The sequence below is a fragment of the Kibdelosporangium banguiense genome, from assembly GCF_017876405.1.
Taxonomy (GTDB): domain Bacteria; phylum Actinomycetota; class Actinomycetes; order Mycobacteriales; family Pseudonocardiaceae; genus Kibdelosporangium; species Kibdelosporangium banguiense.
In genome coordinates this window covers 6,373,207-6,390,398 of sequence record NZ_JAGINW010000001.1, presented here as the reverse complement: position 1 = coordinate 6,390,398, position 17,192 = coordinate 6,373,207, and the positions used below count along the sequence as shown (strand labels likewise).

General features: G+C 68.0%; 15 protein-coding genes. 3 read left to right on the top strand and 12 right to left on the bottom strand.

Going from position 1 to position 17,192, the window contains the following annotated elements; all coding sequences use genetic code 11:
* The first annotated feature begins 225 nt into the window (after positions 1–225).
* Positions 226–588: a hypothetical protein gene (locus tag JOF56_RS30080; protein ID WP_209642847.1), complete on the top strand. Its 363-nt coding sequence runs from the start codon at positions 226–228 to the stop codon at positions 586–588.
* Here the strand turns inward: JOF56_RS30080 and JOF56_RS30075 are convergent.
* The 3 genes from JOF56_RS30075 to JOF56_RS30065 form a co-directional block, all read right to left on the bottom strand.
* Positions 575–1,396, bottom strand: a complete 822-nt coding sequence (locus JOF56_RS30075) for an AfsR/SARP family transcriptional regulator (protein WP_209642846.1) — start codon at positions 1,394–1,396, stop codon at positions 575–577. The two genes, JOF56_RS30080 and JOF56_RS30075, sit on opposite strands and share 14 nt — an antisense overlap.
* A 203-nt stretch (positions 1,397–1,599) precedes the next feature.
* Entirely contained in the window at positions 1,600–2,559 is a 960-nt protein-coding gene (locus JOF56_RS30070; protein ID WP_209642845.1) for a helix-turn-helix transcriptional regulator, read from the bottom strand.
* A complete protein-coding gene (locus JOF56_RS30065) occupies positions 2,556–3,530 on the bottom strand; it encodes a helix-turn-helix transcriptional regulator (protein ID WP_209642844.1) in 975 nt (324 codons plus the stop codon). Before JOF56_RS30065 ends, JOF56_RS30070 begins: the two co-directional genes overlap by 4 nt.
* Before the next feature lie 158 nt (positions 3,531–3,688).
* On the opposite strand from JOF56_RS30065, the gene JOF56_RS30060 reads away from it, so the two are divergent.
* Positions 3,689–3,883, top strand: coding sequence for a hypothetical protein (locus tag JOF56_RS30060; protein ID WP_209642843.1), 195 nt, complete (start codon positions 3,689–3,691; stop codon positions 3,881–3,883).
* 81 nt (positions 3,884–3,964) lie between these two features.
* On the opposite strand, the gene pafA is transcribed toward JOF56_RS30060, so the two are convergent.
* Positions 3,965–5,323, bottom strand: coding sequence for a Pup--protein ligase (pafA, locus tag JOF56_RS30055; protein WP_209642842.1), 1,359 nt, complete (start codon positions 5,321–5,323; stop codon positions 3,965–3,967).
* Positions 5,324–5,433: 110 nt separating this feature from the next.
* On the opposite strand from pafA, the gene JOF56_RS30050 reads away from it, so the two are divergent.
* Positions 5,434–6,900: a bifunctional phosphatase PAP2/diacylglycerol kinase family protein gene (locus JOF56_RS30050; protein WP_209642841.1), complete on the top strand. Its 1,467-nt coding sequence runs from the start codon at positions 5,434–5,436 to the stop codon at positions 6,898–6,900.
* Here JOF56_RS30050 and eccCb read toward each other — a convergent pair.
* The 8 genes from eccCb to JOF56_RS30010 form a co-directional block, all read right to left on the bottom strand.
* Positions 6,891–11,312: a type VII secretion protein EccCb gene (gene eccCb, locus JOF56_RS30045; RefSeq protein ID WP_209642840.1), complete on the bottom strand. Its 4,422-nt coding sequence runs from the start codon at positions 11,310–11,312 to the stop codon at positions 6,891–6,893. The genes JOF56_RS30050 and eccCb overlap by 10 nt on opposite strands.
* A complete protein-coding gene (locus JOF56_RS30040) occupies positions 11,293–11,673 on the bottom strand; it encodes an effector-associated constant component EACC1 (RefSeq protein ID WP_372448276.1) in 381 nt (126 codons plus the stop codon). The genes eccCb and JOF56_RS30040 overlap by 20 nt, the downstream gene beginning before the upstream one ends.
* A gap of 100 nt (positions 11,674–11,773) precedes the next feature.
* Positions 11,774–12,544: a proteasome subunit alpha gene (gene prcA / locus JOF56_RS30035; RefSeq protein ID WP_209642838.1), complete on the bottom strand. Its 771-nt coding sequence runs from the start codon at positions 12,542–12,544 to the stop codon at positions 11,774–11,776.
* A 36-nt stretch (positions 12,545–12,580) separates the two neighbouring features.
* Positions 12,581–13,438 (bottom strand): proteasome subunit beta, encoded by an 858-nt coding sequence (prcB, locus tag JOF56_RS30030; RefSeq protein WP_209642837.1) that lies wholly within the window; start codon positions 13,436–13,438, stop codon positions 12,581–12,583.
* 41 nt (positions 13,439–13,479) lie between these two features.
* Positions 13,480–13,674 carry a ubiquitin-like protein Pup gene (locus JOF56_RS30025; RefSeq protein WP_209642836.1) on the bottom strand — a complete coding sequence of 65 codons (195 nt, stop codon included), beginning with the start codon at positions 13,672–13,674 and terminating at the stop codon, positions 13,480–13,482.
* A gap of 94 nt (positions 13,675–13,768) precedes the next feature.
* The gene (gene dop / locus JOF56_RS30020) at positions 13,769–15,277 is read right to left on the bottom strand and encodes a depupylase/deamidase Dop (protein ID WP_209642835.1); all 1,509 of its coding nucleotides are present in this window, start codon (positions 15,275–15,277) and stop codon (positions 13,769–13,771) included.
* 9 nt (positions 15,278–15,286) lie between these two features.
* A complete protein-coding gene (locus JOF56_RS30015; protein WP_209642834.1) occupies positions 15,287–15,964 on the bottom strand; it encodes a hypothetical protein in 678 nt (225 codons plus the stop codon).
* Positions 15,965–16,228: 264 nt separating this feature from the next.
* Positions 16,229–17,134 (bottom strand): aldo/keto reductase, encoded by a 906-nt coding sequence (locus tag JOF56_RS30010; RefSeq protein WP_209642833.1) that lies wholly within the window; start codon positions 17,132–17,134, stop codon positions 16,229–16,231.
* Positions 17,135–17,192 lie beyond the last annotated feature (58 nt).

Here is a 17,192-nt window from a genome sequence, read left to right as displayed (position 1 = left end):
ATTACACGCCGCCCCGCACGACAATTCATCGGTGGATCCAGGCTTAGTGCGCGTAAGTAGCCGTCAGGTTGCGGGCCGGGGTGACCCGGATGGCCTAATCCTCTGCAGTTGGTCAACCAGCGCGCCGGACCGCGCCAGTGCGGGTACAGCCGCGGTCAAGAGCGCCTCAGTAGCGTCGGCGGTGATTCCGGCATTCGTCCGAAAACACCTGTGGGGGCCGAACCAATGCGAAAAACGATCAACGCCGTCCTCGTTTCCCTGTTCTCCTTCGCGGCTGTCACGCTCGCCGCGGCAGAGAGCACGGCGGCACCGAACGAATCCCTGGCCACGCCGATCGGATTCCTCTGTGAGGTCCCCGGCACGAATTTCGTCTTCGACACCCCGTGGAGCCTGGTCGATCGCTGCTACTCCGGTCAGGGCACCACCGCTGTCACGCCGTCCGGCCCGTACACCCGCTGGTGCAGCGGCCAGTACTTCGGCTCGTTGCGGATCCGTAGCGGCTCGGTCATCCGGCAGATTCCGTTCACGCCCGGCGCGTGCGGCCCGCTCAGCACGTCCGACCAGGTCGTGGCGCTCACCCTGCGGTAAGAGGACCGCTCACGGCCGGGTCCTCGTGACGCAGGACCCGGCCGTGCGCCGCGCGCAACTCAGCGCCTGGCTCGACCCCGAACTCCTCGGTCAGCCTGATCCGCAACCGGCGGTAGCGCTCCAGCGCGGCGACCTGCCTGCCCGATCCGGACAGCGCGAGGATCAGCCGGGCGCAGACCGCCTCGTCCAGCGGATCGCTGTCCGAAACCGCCTGCAGCAATTCGACGACCGCGTCGAACCTGCGGGCTTTCATCGCGATGTCGGCATATCCGATCGCCAGCGACCGCCGCTTCTGCGAGATCGCGATCGCAGCCGGATGAGTCTGCAGCGCGCAAGCGGTGTCCGCGGCCACCGGGCCACGCCAGCAATCCAAAGCCAGCCGGTACGCCTCACCGCTGTCGTCGGCCGAATTGGCCGCGCGCTTGGCCAGTTCGGTGAATTTGAGCAAGTCGAGCTGATCACTGCCCACTTCCAGGCGGTAACCGTCGCGGCTGGAGACAATGACCGACGGAATACGCCGTTTGTCCCGGGTGCCGATCGCCATCAGCCGCCGCAACCGGGCGACATATGTCTGCACCAGATTCCGGTGTGACATCGGCGGGTCGCCGCCCCACAGCACCTCGACGATCTCCGCACTGCTGACGACCTGATTCGGCTGCAACGCCAGCAGTGCCAGAAGACAACTCTGCTTCCAGGCCCGGATCGGCACATTCCGTCCACCGACCCGGACGGTGAGCGAGCCGAGAATTCCGATTTCCACGCGGTTGCGGCCGACGCCGGCGCACACCCCAGGACCCTGCCCCATCATGACGTGCCTTCCCCCAGAACGTCCCCCAATGCAGGTGGCATGACTATCAGCAGCGTCATACGACCAGCAATACCCCGATCAGACGAAACTGTGGTGTGCGATCTCCGGCTCCAGGATGAGTCCAGTTCCGCTCCAGCGCATGGCGAACACATTTCCGGCGCCCGGCTGTGGACAAATCCTCTCGCGTCGATCCGGCGCGGTTTCTAGCCGACCGGCAGGTGGCCCGCCATCCGCAACGCCTCCGCCGCCCGCTCCCGCAACGCCTGGGCCAGGTCGGGCGGGGACTCGACGTGCACCTCGCCACCCTGGCCGAGCAGCAGCCGGATCATCCACGAGCGGTCGGCGTACCGCATCCGGACCCGGACCCGGCCGCCTTCCAGCTCCTCGACGTGCTCAACCGGGTAGTACTCGGCGATCCAGCGCACGTCCGGTTCCAGCACGATCGTGGCCACCAGCTGGTCGGGCTGCGGGGTGAACAGGCCCGCTGAGACGTCCGTCGGCTCGGCGTACGGCGGCGGGGCGGCGTGCTCGTCGAGCTGGGTGACCTCGTCGATCCGGTCGAGCCGGAACAGACGGACCGCGTCGGCGCGACGGCACCAGGCTTCGAGGTAGGACCGGCCTTCGACGATCAGCAGCCGCATCGGGTCGACCGTGCGCTCGGTGATCGCGTCCTTGGAAGCCGTGTAGTACTTCAGCCGCAAGGCTTTCTGCGCTGTCAGCGCACCCTGCACGATCCGGCGGGCCTCGGCGGTGTCCGCGCCTTCCCGGACACCGAGGCCCACCACGACACCTGCGGGCTGGGCCTGACCGGCGGCCGCTTCGATCTTGGCGACCGCGCGGCGGACCGCTTCACCATCGACTCCCGGCGTCTCCCCCAACGCCCGCAACGCGACGAGCAACGCCGTCGCTTCGGCGCCTGTCAGCCGCAACGGCCTGCTCATCCCGGCGTCGAACGCGACTGTGATCGTGTCGCCCTCGAAGGACAGGTCGATCAGGTCGCCGGGGCCGTACCCCGGCAGACCGCACATCCAGAGCAGCTCGAGATCCTTGCGCAGCTGCTTCTCCGACACGTCGAAGTCCGCCGCCGCCTCGACCACACGGATCCCCGGGCGGGCAAGCAGGTACGGCACCAGGGCGAGCAGCCTGGGCAACCGGTCGCTCATCGGGCGGCCTCCAGCAGGCGCTCGAACACGGACTTGCGCAGCACTTCCGGCTCGAGAACCAGGACATCCGGGCCGAACCCGGCCAGCCAGGACGCCGCCGACTCGGGGAAGCGCAGCTCGATCTCCACCTCGTCGCCGTTCACGCTGCCGACCCGCCGGCTGCCGATGACCTTGGCACGGCGGCGGACGCCGGCGGCCCTGCCCTCGGCGACCCAGACCCTGGCCGTGGATGCCGGGGACGGTTCGCTCCCGGTGTTGGCGACGAAGTCCAGCAGGTTGATGCCCTCCGGGCGCTCCACGTCACCCGCGTCGCCGACGGTCTTGACGTCACCCACTATCCGGGACAGGCGGAAGCAGCGTGGCGCGTTCCGGTCGCGGTCATGGCCGACGACGTACCAACGTCCGCGCCACGACACAACGCCCCACGGCTCGATCGTGCGCGTGCGCAACTCGGCCGGCATCGGGCGGCGGTAGGAGAACTCGACCGCCTTGCCCTCCTGGACCGCGGCCAGCAACGGGCTGAACGCCTGCTCAGTGGTGCGTACCTTCGGCTCGACGATCGCCGGCGACGCCTGATCGACATCCACGCCGGCCGCTCTCAGCTTGAGCAACGCCCCATGCGCCGCACCCGTCAGCTCCGGCGAGTCCCACAATCTCGCGGCAAGAGCGACCGCCGCGGCCTCGTCCGGCTCAAGGTCGATGTCGCCGAGTTCGTAGTCGCGGCGGGCGATGCGGTAGCCCTCGACCGAGGCGATCCCGTCAAAGCCGACGTTGCGGCCGACCTCGAGCGGAATACCCAGCTCGCGCAGTTCGGTCTTGTCCCGCTCGAACATGCGGGAGAACGCCTCGCCGGAGGACGCGCCGGCATAACCGGGCACGATCGCGCGGATCCGGTCGGCGGACAGGTACTGCCTGGTGGACAGCAAGCAGAGCACCAGGTTCACCAGGCGTTCTGCGCGGGCAACGGACACTCTTGAGACCTTAACCCCACCCGCCGGGTGCCGATCACCCAACGCACCCCCGAGTGCGTGCGAACGGCCCATCGGCACGCACTGGTGACACGTTCGGGTGGCATCAGACGCAAAACGCTCCTGCTTGCCCCAGGCTTCTGCGCGTGTGGATCTGTCTCGTGATCTTGCTTGGCCTCACCGCGCTCGCCGCCAGGGCAACCCGCCGTCCCACCCGCTCCTACTGCTCAAGCGACGCGATCCGGCCCCAACCGGGCGGCCCGGCCTGCGTGGTCATCAGATCCCACTACATCCCCGGCGGCACCCGGCGGCCCACCGGCCGCCGCCGCCGCGCCCAATCCCCCGCCGGCCGCTGAGCCTGTTTTTGTGCCCCCAATGCCACATTGGGGGCATCAGATGCCACCAATGTGGCATTGGGGGCAAAGCTGAAGCGTGGGTCAGAGAGAGGCGATGAGGCGTTCCACGCGTTCGTCGACCGCCCGGAACGGGTCCTTGCACAGCACAGTGCGCTGTGCCTGGTCGTTCAGTTTCAGGTGTACCCAGTCGACGGTGAAGTCGCGGCCGGCTTCCTGGGCGGCGGCGATGAAGTCGCCACGCAGCTTGGCGCGGGTGGTCTGCGGCGGGGTGTCCTTGGCCGCCTCGATCTCGCCGTCGTCGGTCACGCGGGCGACCAGGTCCTTGCGCTGCAGCAGGTCGAAGATGCCACGGCCACGGCGGATGTCGTGGTAGGCCAGATCCAGCTGGGCCACGCGGGCGCTGGACAGTTCCAGGTTGTGTTTGGCCTGGTAGCGCTCGACCAGGCGGTGCTTGATCGCCCAGTCGATCTCGCGGTCGATGCGGCTGAGGTCCTCCTGCTCGACCGCGTCCAGAGTGCGGCCCCAGAGTTCGATCACGCGGTTGGCGATCGGGTCGGCGCCGCGGCGCTCGACGTGCTCGACTGCCTTGGCGTAGTACTCGCGCTGGATGTCCAGGGCTGAGGCCTCGCGGCCGCCGGCCAGGCGCACGAGGCGGCGGCCGGTCAGGTCGTGGCTGATCTCACGGATCGCCCGGATCGGGTTGTCCAGGCTGAAGTCGCGGAACTGCACGCCCTCCTCGATCATCTCCAGCACCAGGTTGGCGCTGCCGACCTTGAGCAGGGTCGTGGACTCCGACATGTTCGAGTCGCCGACGATCACGTGCAGGCGCCGGTAGCGCTCGGCGTCGGCATGCGGCTCGTCGCGCGTGTTGATGATCGGCCGGGACCGCGTCGTCGCGCTGGAGACGCCTTCCCAGATGTGCTCGGCGCGTTGCGACAGGCAGTAGACAGCGCCACGAGGCGTCTGCAGGACCTTGCCCGCACCGCAGATGAGCTGGCGTGTCACCAGAAACGGCAGCAGCACGTCTGCGATCCGGGAGAACTCGCCCGCCCGCGTGACGCAGTAGTTCTCGTGGCAGCCGTAGGAGTTGCCGGCCGAGTCGGTGTTGTTCTTGAACAGGAAGATGTCGCCGCCGATGCCCTCGTCGGCCAGCCGCCGCTCGGCGTCGACAAGCAGGTCCTCCAGGATCCGCTCACCCGCCTTGTCGTGCGTGACCAGCTGCACGAGGTCGTCACACTCCGCCGTGGCGTACTCCGGATGCGACCCGACGTCCAGGTAGAGGCGCGAGCCGTTGCGCAGGAAGACATTCGAGGAACGCCCCCACGACACGACCCGCCGGAACAGGTACCTGGCCACCTCGTCCGGCGACAGCCTGCGCTGCCCGTGGAAGGTGCAGGTCACACCGAACTCGGTTTCGATGCCGAAGATCCGCCGCTGCATCTCTTCAGCCTAGGCGGTCCGGGCGCCGACTACCGTGCGCCGTTCGGGGGCCAGATCGAAATGAGACATCCAATCAGCACCTGGACGGCTCTGTCGCTAACGTTCAACTCGTGTTCCGACGAGTGCGAAGATCGCTGCGCGATGCCAGTCAGGTGGACAAACGCCTTGTCCGCCGCAGTGCCGAGCTGCCTGAGACGACTGTGGACCGGGCACTGAAAAGCCTCACCCGGTCGGCCAACAAAGGTGTGCTCTGGTTCACCGTCGCGAGCGTTCTCGCCCTGCGCAAAGGCAGGACACGCCGGGCCGCGCTACGCGGAGTGGTCGCCATCGGCTTCGCCAGCGCGAGCGCCAACCTCGTCGGGAAGCAGTTGTTCCCAAGGCGACGCCCGGCAGCGGAGCTGCTGCCCACCTATCGGCGTCTGACGAAGCGACCGACCTCGTCCTCGTTCCCGTCAGGGCACTCCGCGTCGGCCGTGGCGTTCACCACAGCTCTTGCGATGGAAAGTCCGGCTCTCGGGCTCGTCATCGCTCCTGTCGCGGCTGCTGTGGCCTACTCGCGCGTGCACACCGGCGTGCACTGGCCGACTGACGTCGCTGCCGGCGCCGCGATCGGTGTAGCGGCCGGACTGGTCACCCGGCGCTGGTGGCCGACAGGGGCCGACGTGCCCGCCAGTGCCCATCCGCACTCCTCGTTACCGGCCATCGAGGAAGGTGAAGGCCTGCTCGTGATGGCCAACCCTGGTTCGGGTGCGGACGGGGTCGACCCTACTGAGGAGATCGCCAAGTACTGGCCCAAGGCCACTGTGCTGCACCCCGAAGACGATCTGATCGAGCAGTTGCACAAGGCCATCGACGACGCCGTACCCCGCCCTGCCGCGCTCGGAGTCGCGGGCGGAGACGGGACTGTGGCCGCCGTCGCGGCGGTGGCGGCCGAACGGCACCTGCCACTGGTGCTGGTGCCTGCCGGGACACTGAACCACTTCGCGCGGGATGTCGGCGTCGACGGCATCGAGAGCGTCTCGGCCGCGCTCAAGGCCGGTGACGGTGCCCGGGTCGACCTCAGCCATGTGGATATCGACGGTGGTGCTTCACGGTGGTTCGTCAACACCGCCAGCCTGGGTGGCTATCCGGACATGGTGCGGCTGCGGGAGAAGCTCACCAAGCGTTGGGGAAAGTGGCCCGCAGGTGCGATGGCACTGGTCCGGGTGCTGTCCAAGTCGATGCCGCTGCAGATGGTCATCAACAACGAATCGCACCTGGTGTGGATGCTTTTTGTCGGCAACGGCACCTACCAGCCCAAGGGGTTCGCCCCGACCGCCCGCCCAGAGCTGGACTCCGGGCTGATGGACGTCCGCTACATCCGGGCCGACGTGCGGTTCTCCCGGCTGAGATTCGTGCTCGGCGCGATCATGGGAGCGCTGCACCGCAGCCGGACCTACCAGCATCTGGAGGTCCGGGCCCTGGACGTGACGATCCAGGGCCGGCCCATCCGGATCGCCACCGACGGCGAGGTCGGCCCGCTGGGCAACCGCTTCCGGTTCCGCGCCACCCCCGCCGCGCTGGGCGTCTACCGCTGACCGCGGGTCTCTTGTGCCGTCGCGCCGTGAAGGAGCTGGTCCCGGCGTGCCCGGTAGTCGGCCGCGGAGATCTTCCCCTCGGCCAGCGCGGTGTCCAGCTCCTGCAGCTGTGCCTGCCAGGTCTTGGTGGTCGTCACGAACTCGGGGTCGGTCCACGCCACATGGATCACCTGCTGACCGGACTTCCTGGTCACCAGGGCGCCCCGGCCGGGCGGCAACGGGGTGGGCCGGTAGTTGCCGAGCAGGACGCCCTCGTCCCTGTTCCCGCTCATCACCAGCCCGGGGCTGGCCAGTTCCTTGAGCCTGCCGACGATCGGGTCGAACAACGCCCGGGACGCGCCTCCCGACCGGCGGGTGACGATCATGTGCAGGCCGACGTCCTTGGCCTGGGGAAGGAACTCCTGCAGCGGCAGCAGCGGGTTCCCGCTGGATGTGGCCACCAGGTCGTAGTCGTCCACGATCACGAACAGCTCCGGGCCCGACCACCAGGACCGGTGTTTGAGCTGTTCCTGGGTGATGTCCCGGCCGGGCAGCCGTTTGGTCAGCGACTCGATGACGTCCTTGAGCATCTCGTTGAGCTGGTTGGGCGCGACGGCGTAGCCGAGCAGGTGGCCGGTGGTCATGAAGTTCAGCATGGTCCGGCGGTAGTCGACGATCAGGACGACGACCTCGTCCTCGGAATACCGTTCCATGATCCCGCGCACGATGGTGCGCAGCAGGTTCGTCTTGCCGGACTCGCCGTCGGCGAAGGCGAGGAAGTGCGGCTCGGCGTCGAAGTCGAGATACACCGGCGCCAACTGGTCCTCGTTGACGCCGATCGGGATCTTGCGGGTGCCGCGATGGCGGTCCTGCTTGAGCAAGTCGTCGTACGACATCAGATCGGGCAGCAGACGCACAGGTGAAGCCGTCGGCCCGCTCCAACACTGCTGGACCCTACGCGTCGCGTGCTGAACGCCCTCACCGACATCGACGAGGGCGGACGAACCGTCGATCCGCGGCAGGGCGACGAGGAAATGCAGCTTGTCGTGGGTGAGCCCACGTCCTGGGCGACCGGCCGGGACGTTCACGGCCGCGCGGCGGTCGATGTCGGATTCCGAGGGGTCACCGAGCCGCAGCTCGAACCGGGAACCCAGCAGGTCCTTGACCGCGGGCCTGATCTCCGCCCACCGGTTGGCGGCCACGACCACGTGCACGCCGTAGGACAACCCCACCGCGACGAGGTTCACCACCTGTGTCTCGAGCGCTTCGAACTCCTGGCGGAAACCGAGCCAGCCGTCGACGATCAGGAACACGTCGCCGAACGGGTCCTCGGTGAACTCCCCGGCCCGCTTGCGGTCGCGGAACTCCGCCATTGAGTCGATGCCCCACTCGGCGAACAACCGTTCCCGCGCGGTGATCAGCAAGGTGATCTCGGCGATCATCCGGCGGGCGACGTCGTGATCCATCCGGCCGGCCACCGTACCCACATGCGGCAGACCGGCAAGCGACTTGAGCGAGCCGCCACCCAGATCCAGGCAGTAGAACTGGACTTCTCGCGGGGTGTGCGTCAACGCCATGGCCATCACCAGCGTCCGCACCAGCGTCGACTTGCCCGACTGGGGACCGCCCACGATCGCGGCGTTTCCTCTGGCACCGGAGAAGTCCGCCCACAACAGGTCGCGCCGCTGCTCGAACGGCCTGTCGACGAAACCCACCGGCGCCCGCAACCGGCCGTTGGCGGGGAACTGCGGCGAGCAGAGCCCACGGTCCTCGGTCGCCTGCAACGGGGGCAGCAGTGTGTCCAGTGGGTCCGGCAGGTCCAACGGGGGCAGCCACACCTCATGCGCGGGCGGGCCATGGCCGGCCAGTTTTCGCACGACCTCGGTGAGCAACGGCTGCCCGCCACCCGGCGAAGACGTGTCGGCGTCCGTCTGCGGCCCGGAGACGTACGCCGCGGTGAAGCGGGTCATCGCCTCCGTGCCGAACTTCAGATACCCGGTACCGGGGATGGAAGGCAGCTCGTACGCGTCCGGAACACCAATGGCCGCACGGGATTCCGACGCCGAGAACGTCCGCAGGCCGATCCGGTACGACAGGTGCGAGTCCAGGCCGCGCAGCTTGCCTTCCTCCAGCCGCTGGGTCGCCAGCAGCATGTGCATCTGCAGCGACCGGCCCAGCCGGCCGATCGCGATGAACAGATCGATGAAGTCCGGCTTGGCCGACAGCAGCTCGGAGAACTCGTCCACCACGATGAACAACGCGGGCAACGGCACGTGATCGACGTTGGTCTCCCGGGCTCGTTCGTACTCCCATACGTTCTTGAAGTTGCCAGCCGCCCGCAACAGCTCCTGGCGCCGGTTCATCTCGCCGAGCAGCGCGTCCTTCATCCGGTCGACCAGCGTCAGGTCGCCCTGCAGGTTGGTGATCGTCGCGGAGACGTGCGGCAGGGCGTCCAGACCGTGGAAGGTGGCGCCGCCCTTGAAATCCACCAGCACGAAGTTGAGGTTCGCCGGCGAATGGGTCGCCGCGAGCCCCAGCACCAGTGTGCGCATGAACTCCGACTTGCCCGACCCCGTGGCGCCGATGCACAGGCCGTGCGGCCCCATCCCGTCCATCGCCGATTCTTTGAGGTCCAGCTCGACCGGCCGGCCTTCCTGGTCGACGCCGAACGGGATCCGGAACCGCTCACGCGCCGGCCTGGGCCGCCAGCCCTGCCGCACGTCGTACTCCGCCAGGGACGTGATGCCCAGCAGGCGCAGGAAATCGGGTTTGACCGGCTGCGGCAGGCTCCACGGCAGCGCGTCGTCGTCGGCCGACGGGAGTGTCCCGTCGCGCAGACCGGCCAGCACGAGCTCCAGATCGTCGGCGTCGGCGGTCAGCTGGGGCAGCGCGACGTGGAACCGCCGGTCGGCGTGCAGCGCCCAGCCCGGGTCGTCGGGCAGGGTGGCGGCCAGCGCCGCGTCGATCTTCGACTCCGCCGGGTCGTCGAGGGCCAGTTCGATCCGGCCGCGGACCAGGCTGAGCACCTTGGCCGGGATCTCGGCCCACTGGCGGGCCGACAGGATCACGTGGACACCGAACGAGCCACCGCGCCCGGCGATGTACTTCACCTCGTCGGCCAGCATGGGCAGGTCCTCGGCCAGCGCTTCCCAGCCATCGACCACCAGGAAGATGTCGGCGTGCTCGCCCGGCGGCAGGATGCCGGCGCGTTTGCGGGCCAGCCGGAACGTGGTCTCGTCGGGGATACGCATCTGCTGGAACAGCTTGCGCCGCTGATCCACGATGGACCGGACATGCTGGAGCAGCCGGCGGGGCTGCTCCGGGTCGAAGGTGCCGTGCAACGCACGCACATGGGGCAGCGCACCCAGCGAGTTCAGCCGCCCGTCGCCGTCAAGGCAGTAGAACTGGACTTCCCGCTCGTCCCGGATCGCGGTCAGCCCGACGACCAGAGTCCGGATCAGCGTGCTCTTGCCCGAGGAGATCCGGCCGACGATGGCCAGATGCCGCACGTGCCCGCCGAGGTCCATGTGGACTTCCGTGCCCAGGTGCCGGTCGACCAGGTGGGTCACTCCCAGTGGCGCCGGCAGTGCGGCCCGCGTGTCGGCTGTGGCCAGCAGGTCACCGACGATCGGCGCGGACTGCTGGTCGCCCACGGTGATCCGGCCGCTGCGGGCCTTCGCGATCCGGATGTGGCCCTCGAGCTTGCCGCTCTGGGTCGGCGTCTGCACCCGTTCGGCCCGCAGGTCGTCGTAGACGTACTTGTAGAGCTCGCTGACGGAGATCTCGCCGTCGCCGTCCAGGTCCGCGGCGCCCGTCTGCAGGGCTCTGATCACCGCCGCGGTGAAGACCGAGTTCCGCTGGGGCTTGTCGAAGATCAGCTGTTCGCGTTCGTAGGCGTATTCGAGCTCGTTGGTCGCCGTGATCACGTACACCCCGCGGCCGAGGTGCTCGTCGAGGTCCACCGCGTTGCCCGACATCTGGACCTGGCCCGCGGTGAAGGCTCCCGAGAAACAGCAGTCCAGCAGGACGACCTTGGCCCTCGCCTGGCACTCGGTCACCAGGTGCTGCAGCACCACAGCGGGAACGGCCGTGGAGTACGGCCTGGTCAGATCGGTGTTGGCGGTCGCGAAGAACAGCTGGTTGTAGTCGTTCTTGACCCCGTGCCCGGTCAGGTAGAGCAAAACCATGTCCTCCGGCGCACGCTCCCGGAAAAGGCGCTCCAATTCGCGCTCGACACCCGATTTGGATTCGTTCGCGACAATGACGACCTCGTCGAAGCCGCCCACATTCGGGTCGAGCAGCAGTTCCCGCAGCAGCCTCGCGTCCTCGGTCGGCGCGCGCAGCCGGCGCAGGCTCTGATCGATGTACTCGGCCGTGGCCACGAGCAGCGCGACCCGGCGGCCCGGGCGGCTCTCAGCCGGTTGCGCCACCATTGTCCCTGGCCTCGTTCTCGGCGAACGCCTCGGCCAGAGCCTTCTGGTCGTCCGCGGAGAGACCGGTGAGCACGATCTTCTTGTCACCTTGCTGCCAGGTGACCGACCGGGCGCTGGTGCGCTTGATGTACGCGGTGATGACACGCGTGACAGCAGTTATCGTGCCGGCCGAGAACACACCGGTGAGGACCAATTCCGTCAGCTGGCCGGCCGATTTCGCGTCCTCGGGCGCCGGACTGGTGTCCCGCCGCACCGAAAACAGCCCAAGGGAACGCAAATCCGTCCCGAGCAACGTCGTCAGACGATCGGTTTCCCGATCATCCGCACCCGGAATGTCAAGTACCAGCCTGGCCGATTGCATACTCCCCCTCAAGAGCGTTCAGACCCGGTCTCCGCACATCGAGCATAGGATAAAACCCGGCCCCGGCACGGATTCGCGCCGGGGCCGGGTCCGATATGGCTTATCCCTCGCCTGCCGGGGGAGTTTCCTCCTCGGCCGGCGGAGTCTCGGCGGTCGGGAGCAACGCGGTCAGCGCCTCACCGGAAATCCGGCGGAAAGCGCGGCGGGGGCGGGTCCGGTCCAGCACCGCGACCTCAAGGTTTTCCTGCCCAAGCAGGGCGCCTGCCCCGCCGCCATTGTTGGCGGCGGCTGCGTTGGAGGCGGACTTGCTCAGCGCGCGGACTGCGACGCCGATCGCGTCCTGGAGCTCCAGGCCGTCGTTGTAGGTGTCCTTCAGTGCCGTGGTGATCGGGTCCGTGTTGCCGCCCATGACCATGTAGCGGGGTTCGTCGACGATCGAGCCGTCGTAGGTGAGGCGGAACATCTGGTCCTGTTCGGCGGTCGCGCCCACCTCGGCGACGCAGAGCTCGACCTCGAAAGGCTTGAGCTGCTCGGTGAAGATGCCGCTCAGCGTCTGGGCGTACACGTTCGCGAGCTGACGGCCGGAGACGTCACGGCGGTCGAAGGAGTAGCCCCAGACTTCGGCGTGCCGGATCCCGCCGCGGCGCAGGCCCTCGAACTCGCTGTAGCGGCCCGCGGCGGCGAAGCCGATGCGGTCGTACAGCTCCGAGACCTTGCGAAGTGTGCTCTTGGCCGGGATCTCGGCGACGAACAGCACGCCGCCGGCGTACTTGAGCACGACGACGCTGCGGCCCCTCGCGATGCCCTTCCTGGCGATCTCGGACTTCTCGCGCATCAACTGCTCGGGCGAGGCGAACAGCGGCATACTCACTGCGGCGGCTCCTGGATCTTGTGCGGACTGGACACTTTAGCCACGCGGCCGTTGCGCGCGGTCGGCGACAACGGCTTCCGCCACCTCGCCGGTTACCGAATCCGGCAGACGGACCGCACCGTCGGCCGCGTTGATCGTGATGATGACCGGGTAGATCCGGCGCGTGACGTCCGGTCCGCCGGTCGCCGTGTCGTCCTCGGCCGCGTCGTAGAGCGCCTCGACCGCCGCGCGCACCGCCGCTTGCTGGTCGCCCTCGGGGTCGTAGAGCTTCTTCAACGCCGACTTGGCGAACAGCGAGCCCGAGCCGACCGCGTGGAAGCCGGCCCGTTCCTCGTACCGGCCGCCGACCACGTCGTAGGAGACGATCCTGCCGCCGGGGTTCGCCGCGTCCACGTCGTAACCGACGAACAGCGGGACGACCGCGAGGCCTGCCATCGCCATGTCGAGGTTGCCGCGCACCATCGACGCGAGCTTGTTGGCCTTACCGTCCAACGACAGCGGCACACCTTCGATCTTCTCGTAGTGCGCCAGCTCGACGGTGTACAGCCGGACGAGGTCGACCGCGAGACCCGCGGTCCCGGCTATGCCCACCGCCGAGTAGTCGTCGGTGACGAACACCTTCTCCATGTCCCGCTGGGCGATCAGGTTGCCCGCGGTCGCCCTGCGGTCCCCGGCGAGCAGCACCCCGCCGGCGAACGTGATCGCCACGATCGTCGTGCCGTGCGGGATCTCCGACACGACCTGGGGGGACGGGTTCGCTCCCACGCCGCCTGCGCCCGGGAGCAGTTCGGGCGCCTGCGAGCGCAGGAAATCGGTGAAGGACGATGACGCGGCCGAGAGATAGGCAGCCGGTAGCCCGGCGCCCGCCCCAAGGCGGGAGAAGGTGTGGTCCATGCCCTGCTTTCGTCTGTGGTTCCAGTCGAGCAACCGGAGACTTACTCGCCGCCCTTTTGCACGTAGGCGCGCACGAAGTCCTCGGCGTTCTCCTCAAGCACGTCGTCGATCTCGTCGAGGATCGTGTCCACGTCCTCGCCGAGCTTCTCCCTGCGTTCCTGACCGGCCGGCGCGCCGCCGTCGACTTCCTCGTCGCCGTCGCCGCCACCCTGGCGCTGGACCTTTTCCTGGGACATCGGGCCTCCCGGTTATTCGCTGGCCTACATGAACATTACCCAGCGGGACCGACATGTGTCCCACAGGTTCACTGGTGTTTCGCAGCCAGTGAACTCAGCCGCGGGGTGCGCCGGTGAGCGCGTCGACCAGTTCCTCGGCGGTGTTCGCGGCCTCCAACAGGGCCCCGACGTGCGCTTTTGTCCCTCGAAGAGGCTCGAGGGTGGGGATGCGCACCAGCGATTCACGGCCCAGATCGAAGATCACCGAATCCCACGAGGCGGCCGCGATCGAGTTCGGGTAGCGCTCCAGGCAGCGGCCCCGGAAATAGGCCCTGGTGTCGCTGGGAGGCTCGGTGATGGCCGCCTGGACCTCGTCCTCGGTCACCAGCCGTTTCATCGACCCACGGGCCACCAGGCGGTTGTAAAGGCCCTTGTCCAGCCGGACGTCGGAGTACTGCAGGTCGATCAGCGACAGCCGCGGCGAGGACCACTGCAGGTTGTCGCGGGCCCGGAAGCCCTCCATCAGCCGCAGCTTGGCCGGCCAGTCCAGCCGGTCGGCGCACTCGGCCGGGTCGCGGCGCAGCGCGTCCAGCACCTCGGCCCAGGTCTGCAGCACGTGCCGGGACACCGAGTCCTGGTCGGTCTTCTCGACGTGCGCTGCGGCCATCTCCATGTAGGCGTTCTGGATGTCCAGGCCGGTGAACTTGCGCCCGTTGGACAGCTCCACGGTGGTCTTGAGCGTCGGGTCGTGGCTGATGTTGTGCACCGCGCGGACCGGGTCGGCCAGCTTGAGGTGGTCGAACCGGACCCCGGACTCGATCATGTCGATGACCAGGGCGGCGGTGCCGAGCTTGAGGTACGTCGAGTACTCGGCGAGGTTCGCGTCGCCGATGATGACGTGCAGCCGGCGGTATTTGTCGGCGTCGGCGTGCGGCTCGTCGCGGGTGTTGATGATGCCGCGCTTGAGCGTGGTCTCCAGGCCGACCTCGACCTCGATGTAGTCCGAGCGCTGGGAGAGCTGGAACCCGGCCTCCTCGCCGGCCACACCGATGCCGACCCGGCCGGAACCGCAGATCACCTGGCGCGACACGAAGAACGGGGTGAGGCCGGAGATCACCGAGGTGAACGGCGTGCTGCGGCTCATCAGGTAGTTCTCGTGCGTGCCGTAGCTCGCGCCCTTGCCATCGACGTTGTTCTTGTACAGCTGCAGCCGTGGCTGGCCGGGGACGGTCGCGGCCTTGAGAGCCGCCTCCTCCATCACCCGCTCCCCGGCCTTGTCCCAGATCACCGCGTCACGCGCGTTGGTGACTTCCGGCGCCGAGTATTCGGGATGCGCATGGTCGACATACAGCCGCGCGCCGTTGGTGAGGATGACGTTGGCCGCGCCAAGGTCCTCCACGTCAGGGTCGGACGGCGCCATGCTCGGCGCGCCGAGGTCGAACCCGCGCGCGTCACGCAGCGGCGACTCGACCTCGTAGTCCCAGCGCGCCCGACGGGCCCGGGGGATGTCCGCGGCCGCCGCGTAGGCCAGCACGACCTGGGTCGAAGTCAGTACGGGGTTGGCAGTTGCATCGCCGGGCACGGCGATGCCGTACTCCACTTCAGTTCCCATGATCCGCCGCATGGGACAAGCCTAGGAGTTGCGTGTGAGGGCCGTTGCAGCGAGTGGTGCGATTCGTGTCACCGCGGGTTTCGCCTTGTTCTCGGTGGCGGCCGTGACAACCAGAACGCTGAGCACCGGACCGGCCGAGCCGATCACCGTGCAGCTGGACTGGCGACTGCTCGTCGCACACCAGCTGACCTGGCCGTTTCCATCCGCGACAGGCGTGGAGAGCTTCACTTCGACATTGTCGGCCCGGTACTTGCCACAGGTCAGCCGATCCCGGATATCGGCCACGACCTGGCTGGCATCACCGTCGTACTCCGCCACGTAATGCCGGACCGTCGAACCGGTCGGATACGCCCACGAACTCTGCAACGCGGACTTCGCGGCGCCGAGCGGCACCTCACAGTCGGACAGTTTCTTCAACACGGTCCGAGCCGTGCCCGTCGGTTGGACACCTTCCTCCGAGAGATCGGCGGACGTCAGCGCGAACCGATCCAGCTCCAGCTTCTTGCGCTGAGTGGTCGTGGCCGGAGCGGCCACCGGACTCGGCGGCTCCTGTTGCTGTCGCACAGGCGCGGCCGAGGAGGAAGGCGTCGCCGCCGAATCCTGGTAGTACCGGTTGTCCACAAGGTCGTTCGGCCGGCCCGAGCAGCCCGCAAGCAGCAGCGCGGTACCCACGCCGGCAAGCACGTGCACACGACGCAAAGCGGGTATTCCCCTTGTCAGATCAGGATTCGCCCTCAGATGGTGATCAACCTAGCGCACCCCGCGACCGATCCCCGGACGGGTGCCATATTGGCCTCGTGAAACGCATGAACCTGCGAGACGTGCCCGACGAGGTCTATCTCGCCCTGGCCGAAGGCGCCGAGGCAATCGGCAGTCGTTGAACGCGTTCGTGGTGGAGCGGCTCGCCGAGGTCGTGCGGATGACCGGTATCGCCGGCTACGGCGAGTCCTGTCAACCGCCATCTCATGTCCAGGCGAGGGCTGAGCGGCGGGTCCAGTAGTCCTGGGGTGGCTCGGCCAGGTCGGTGAGCAACTGCTCGTCGGTGGGGTCCAGTTCGACCGGCATCAGGTTGGCGTAGAGCTGGGCGACGCCGGCTGCTCCACTGAGGACGAGGTCGGCCCAGGGCTGGGCGAGGGCGGCGGCGATGGCGACCGCGTCGGGGCCGACGCCGTGACGCAGGGCGACGTCGGCGACGACGCCGGGTGGGGTCATCGCGAGCCGGCCGTTGGCCATGACCTCCTTGAGCATCACCCGGGCACCGGCCGCGTGGGCCTCGGCCAGGGCGGGACCGGCCGACTGTTCGAGGAGGTTCCAAGTGGACTGCACGGAGCCGAACAAGCGGCTTCCGTTGACCTCCAGATCGAACGCGCGGCGGATTGTGTCGGCCTGGGCGGGCCCTGAAGTGGAAAAACCGAGTGGCACACCGATTTCAGCCATTCGGCCCAGCAAAGCCTTGTCGTTGAACAACGGACTGTCACCGGTCAGGGAATGCACTTGGTACAAGCCGACTTCGAGCAACGATTTGGTCTCGGCCCACTGTTGGTCGAATCTGGCGAGCGAATGTTGCTTGATTTCGTGCACTTCGGCGTCCGGCCGCCAGTCCGCTGTGTACTCGTAACCCCACTTGCTGGACACCGTCACGCCGGTGTGGCCGCGATCGGCGAGCCAGGCCGCCACGAATTCCTCGGCACGGCCATATGACCTCGCTGCATCGACCCAGCGGATTCCGGCCGCGTACGCGGCGTCCAGGACCTCGAAACTGGCCGCCCGCATCGCCTCGGGCGTCCGGTCGGCCGGCAAAGCCGTGTCCCGGCCCAGATTGATGTACGCGGGCCTGCCGAGGGCTGCCATGCCGAGAGCGATACGCATGTGGACAAAGTAATCGGCGCCCCGGGCACAAGCTGCCCGAGGCGCCGATTCGTGCGTT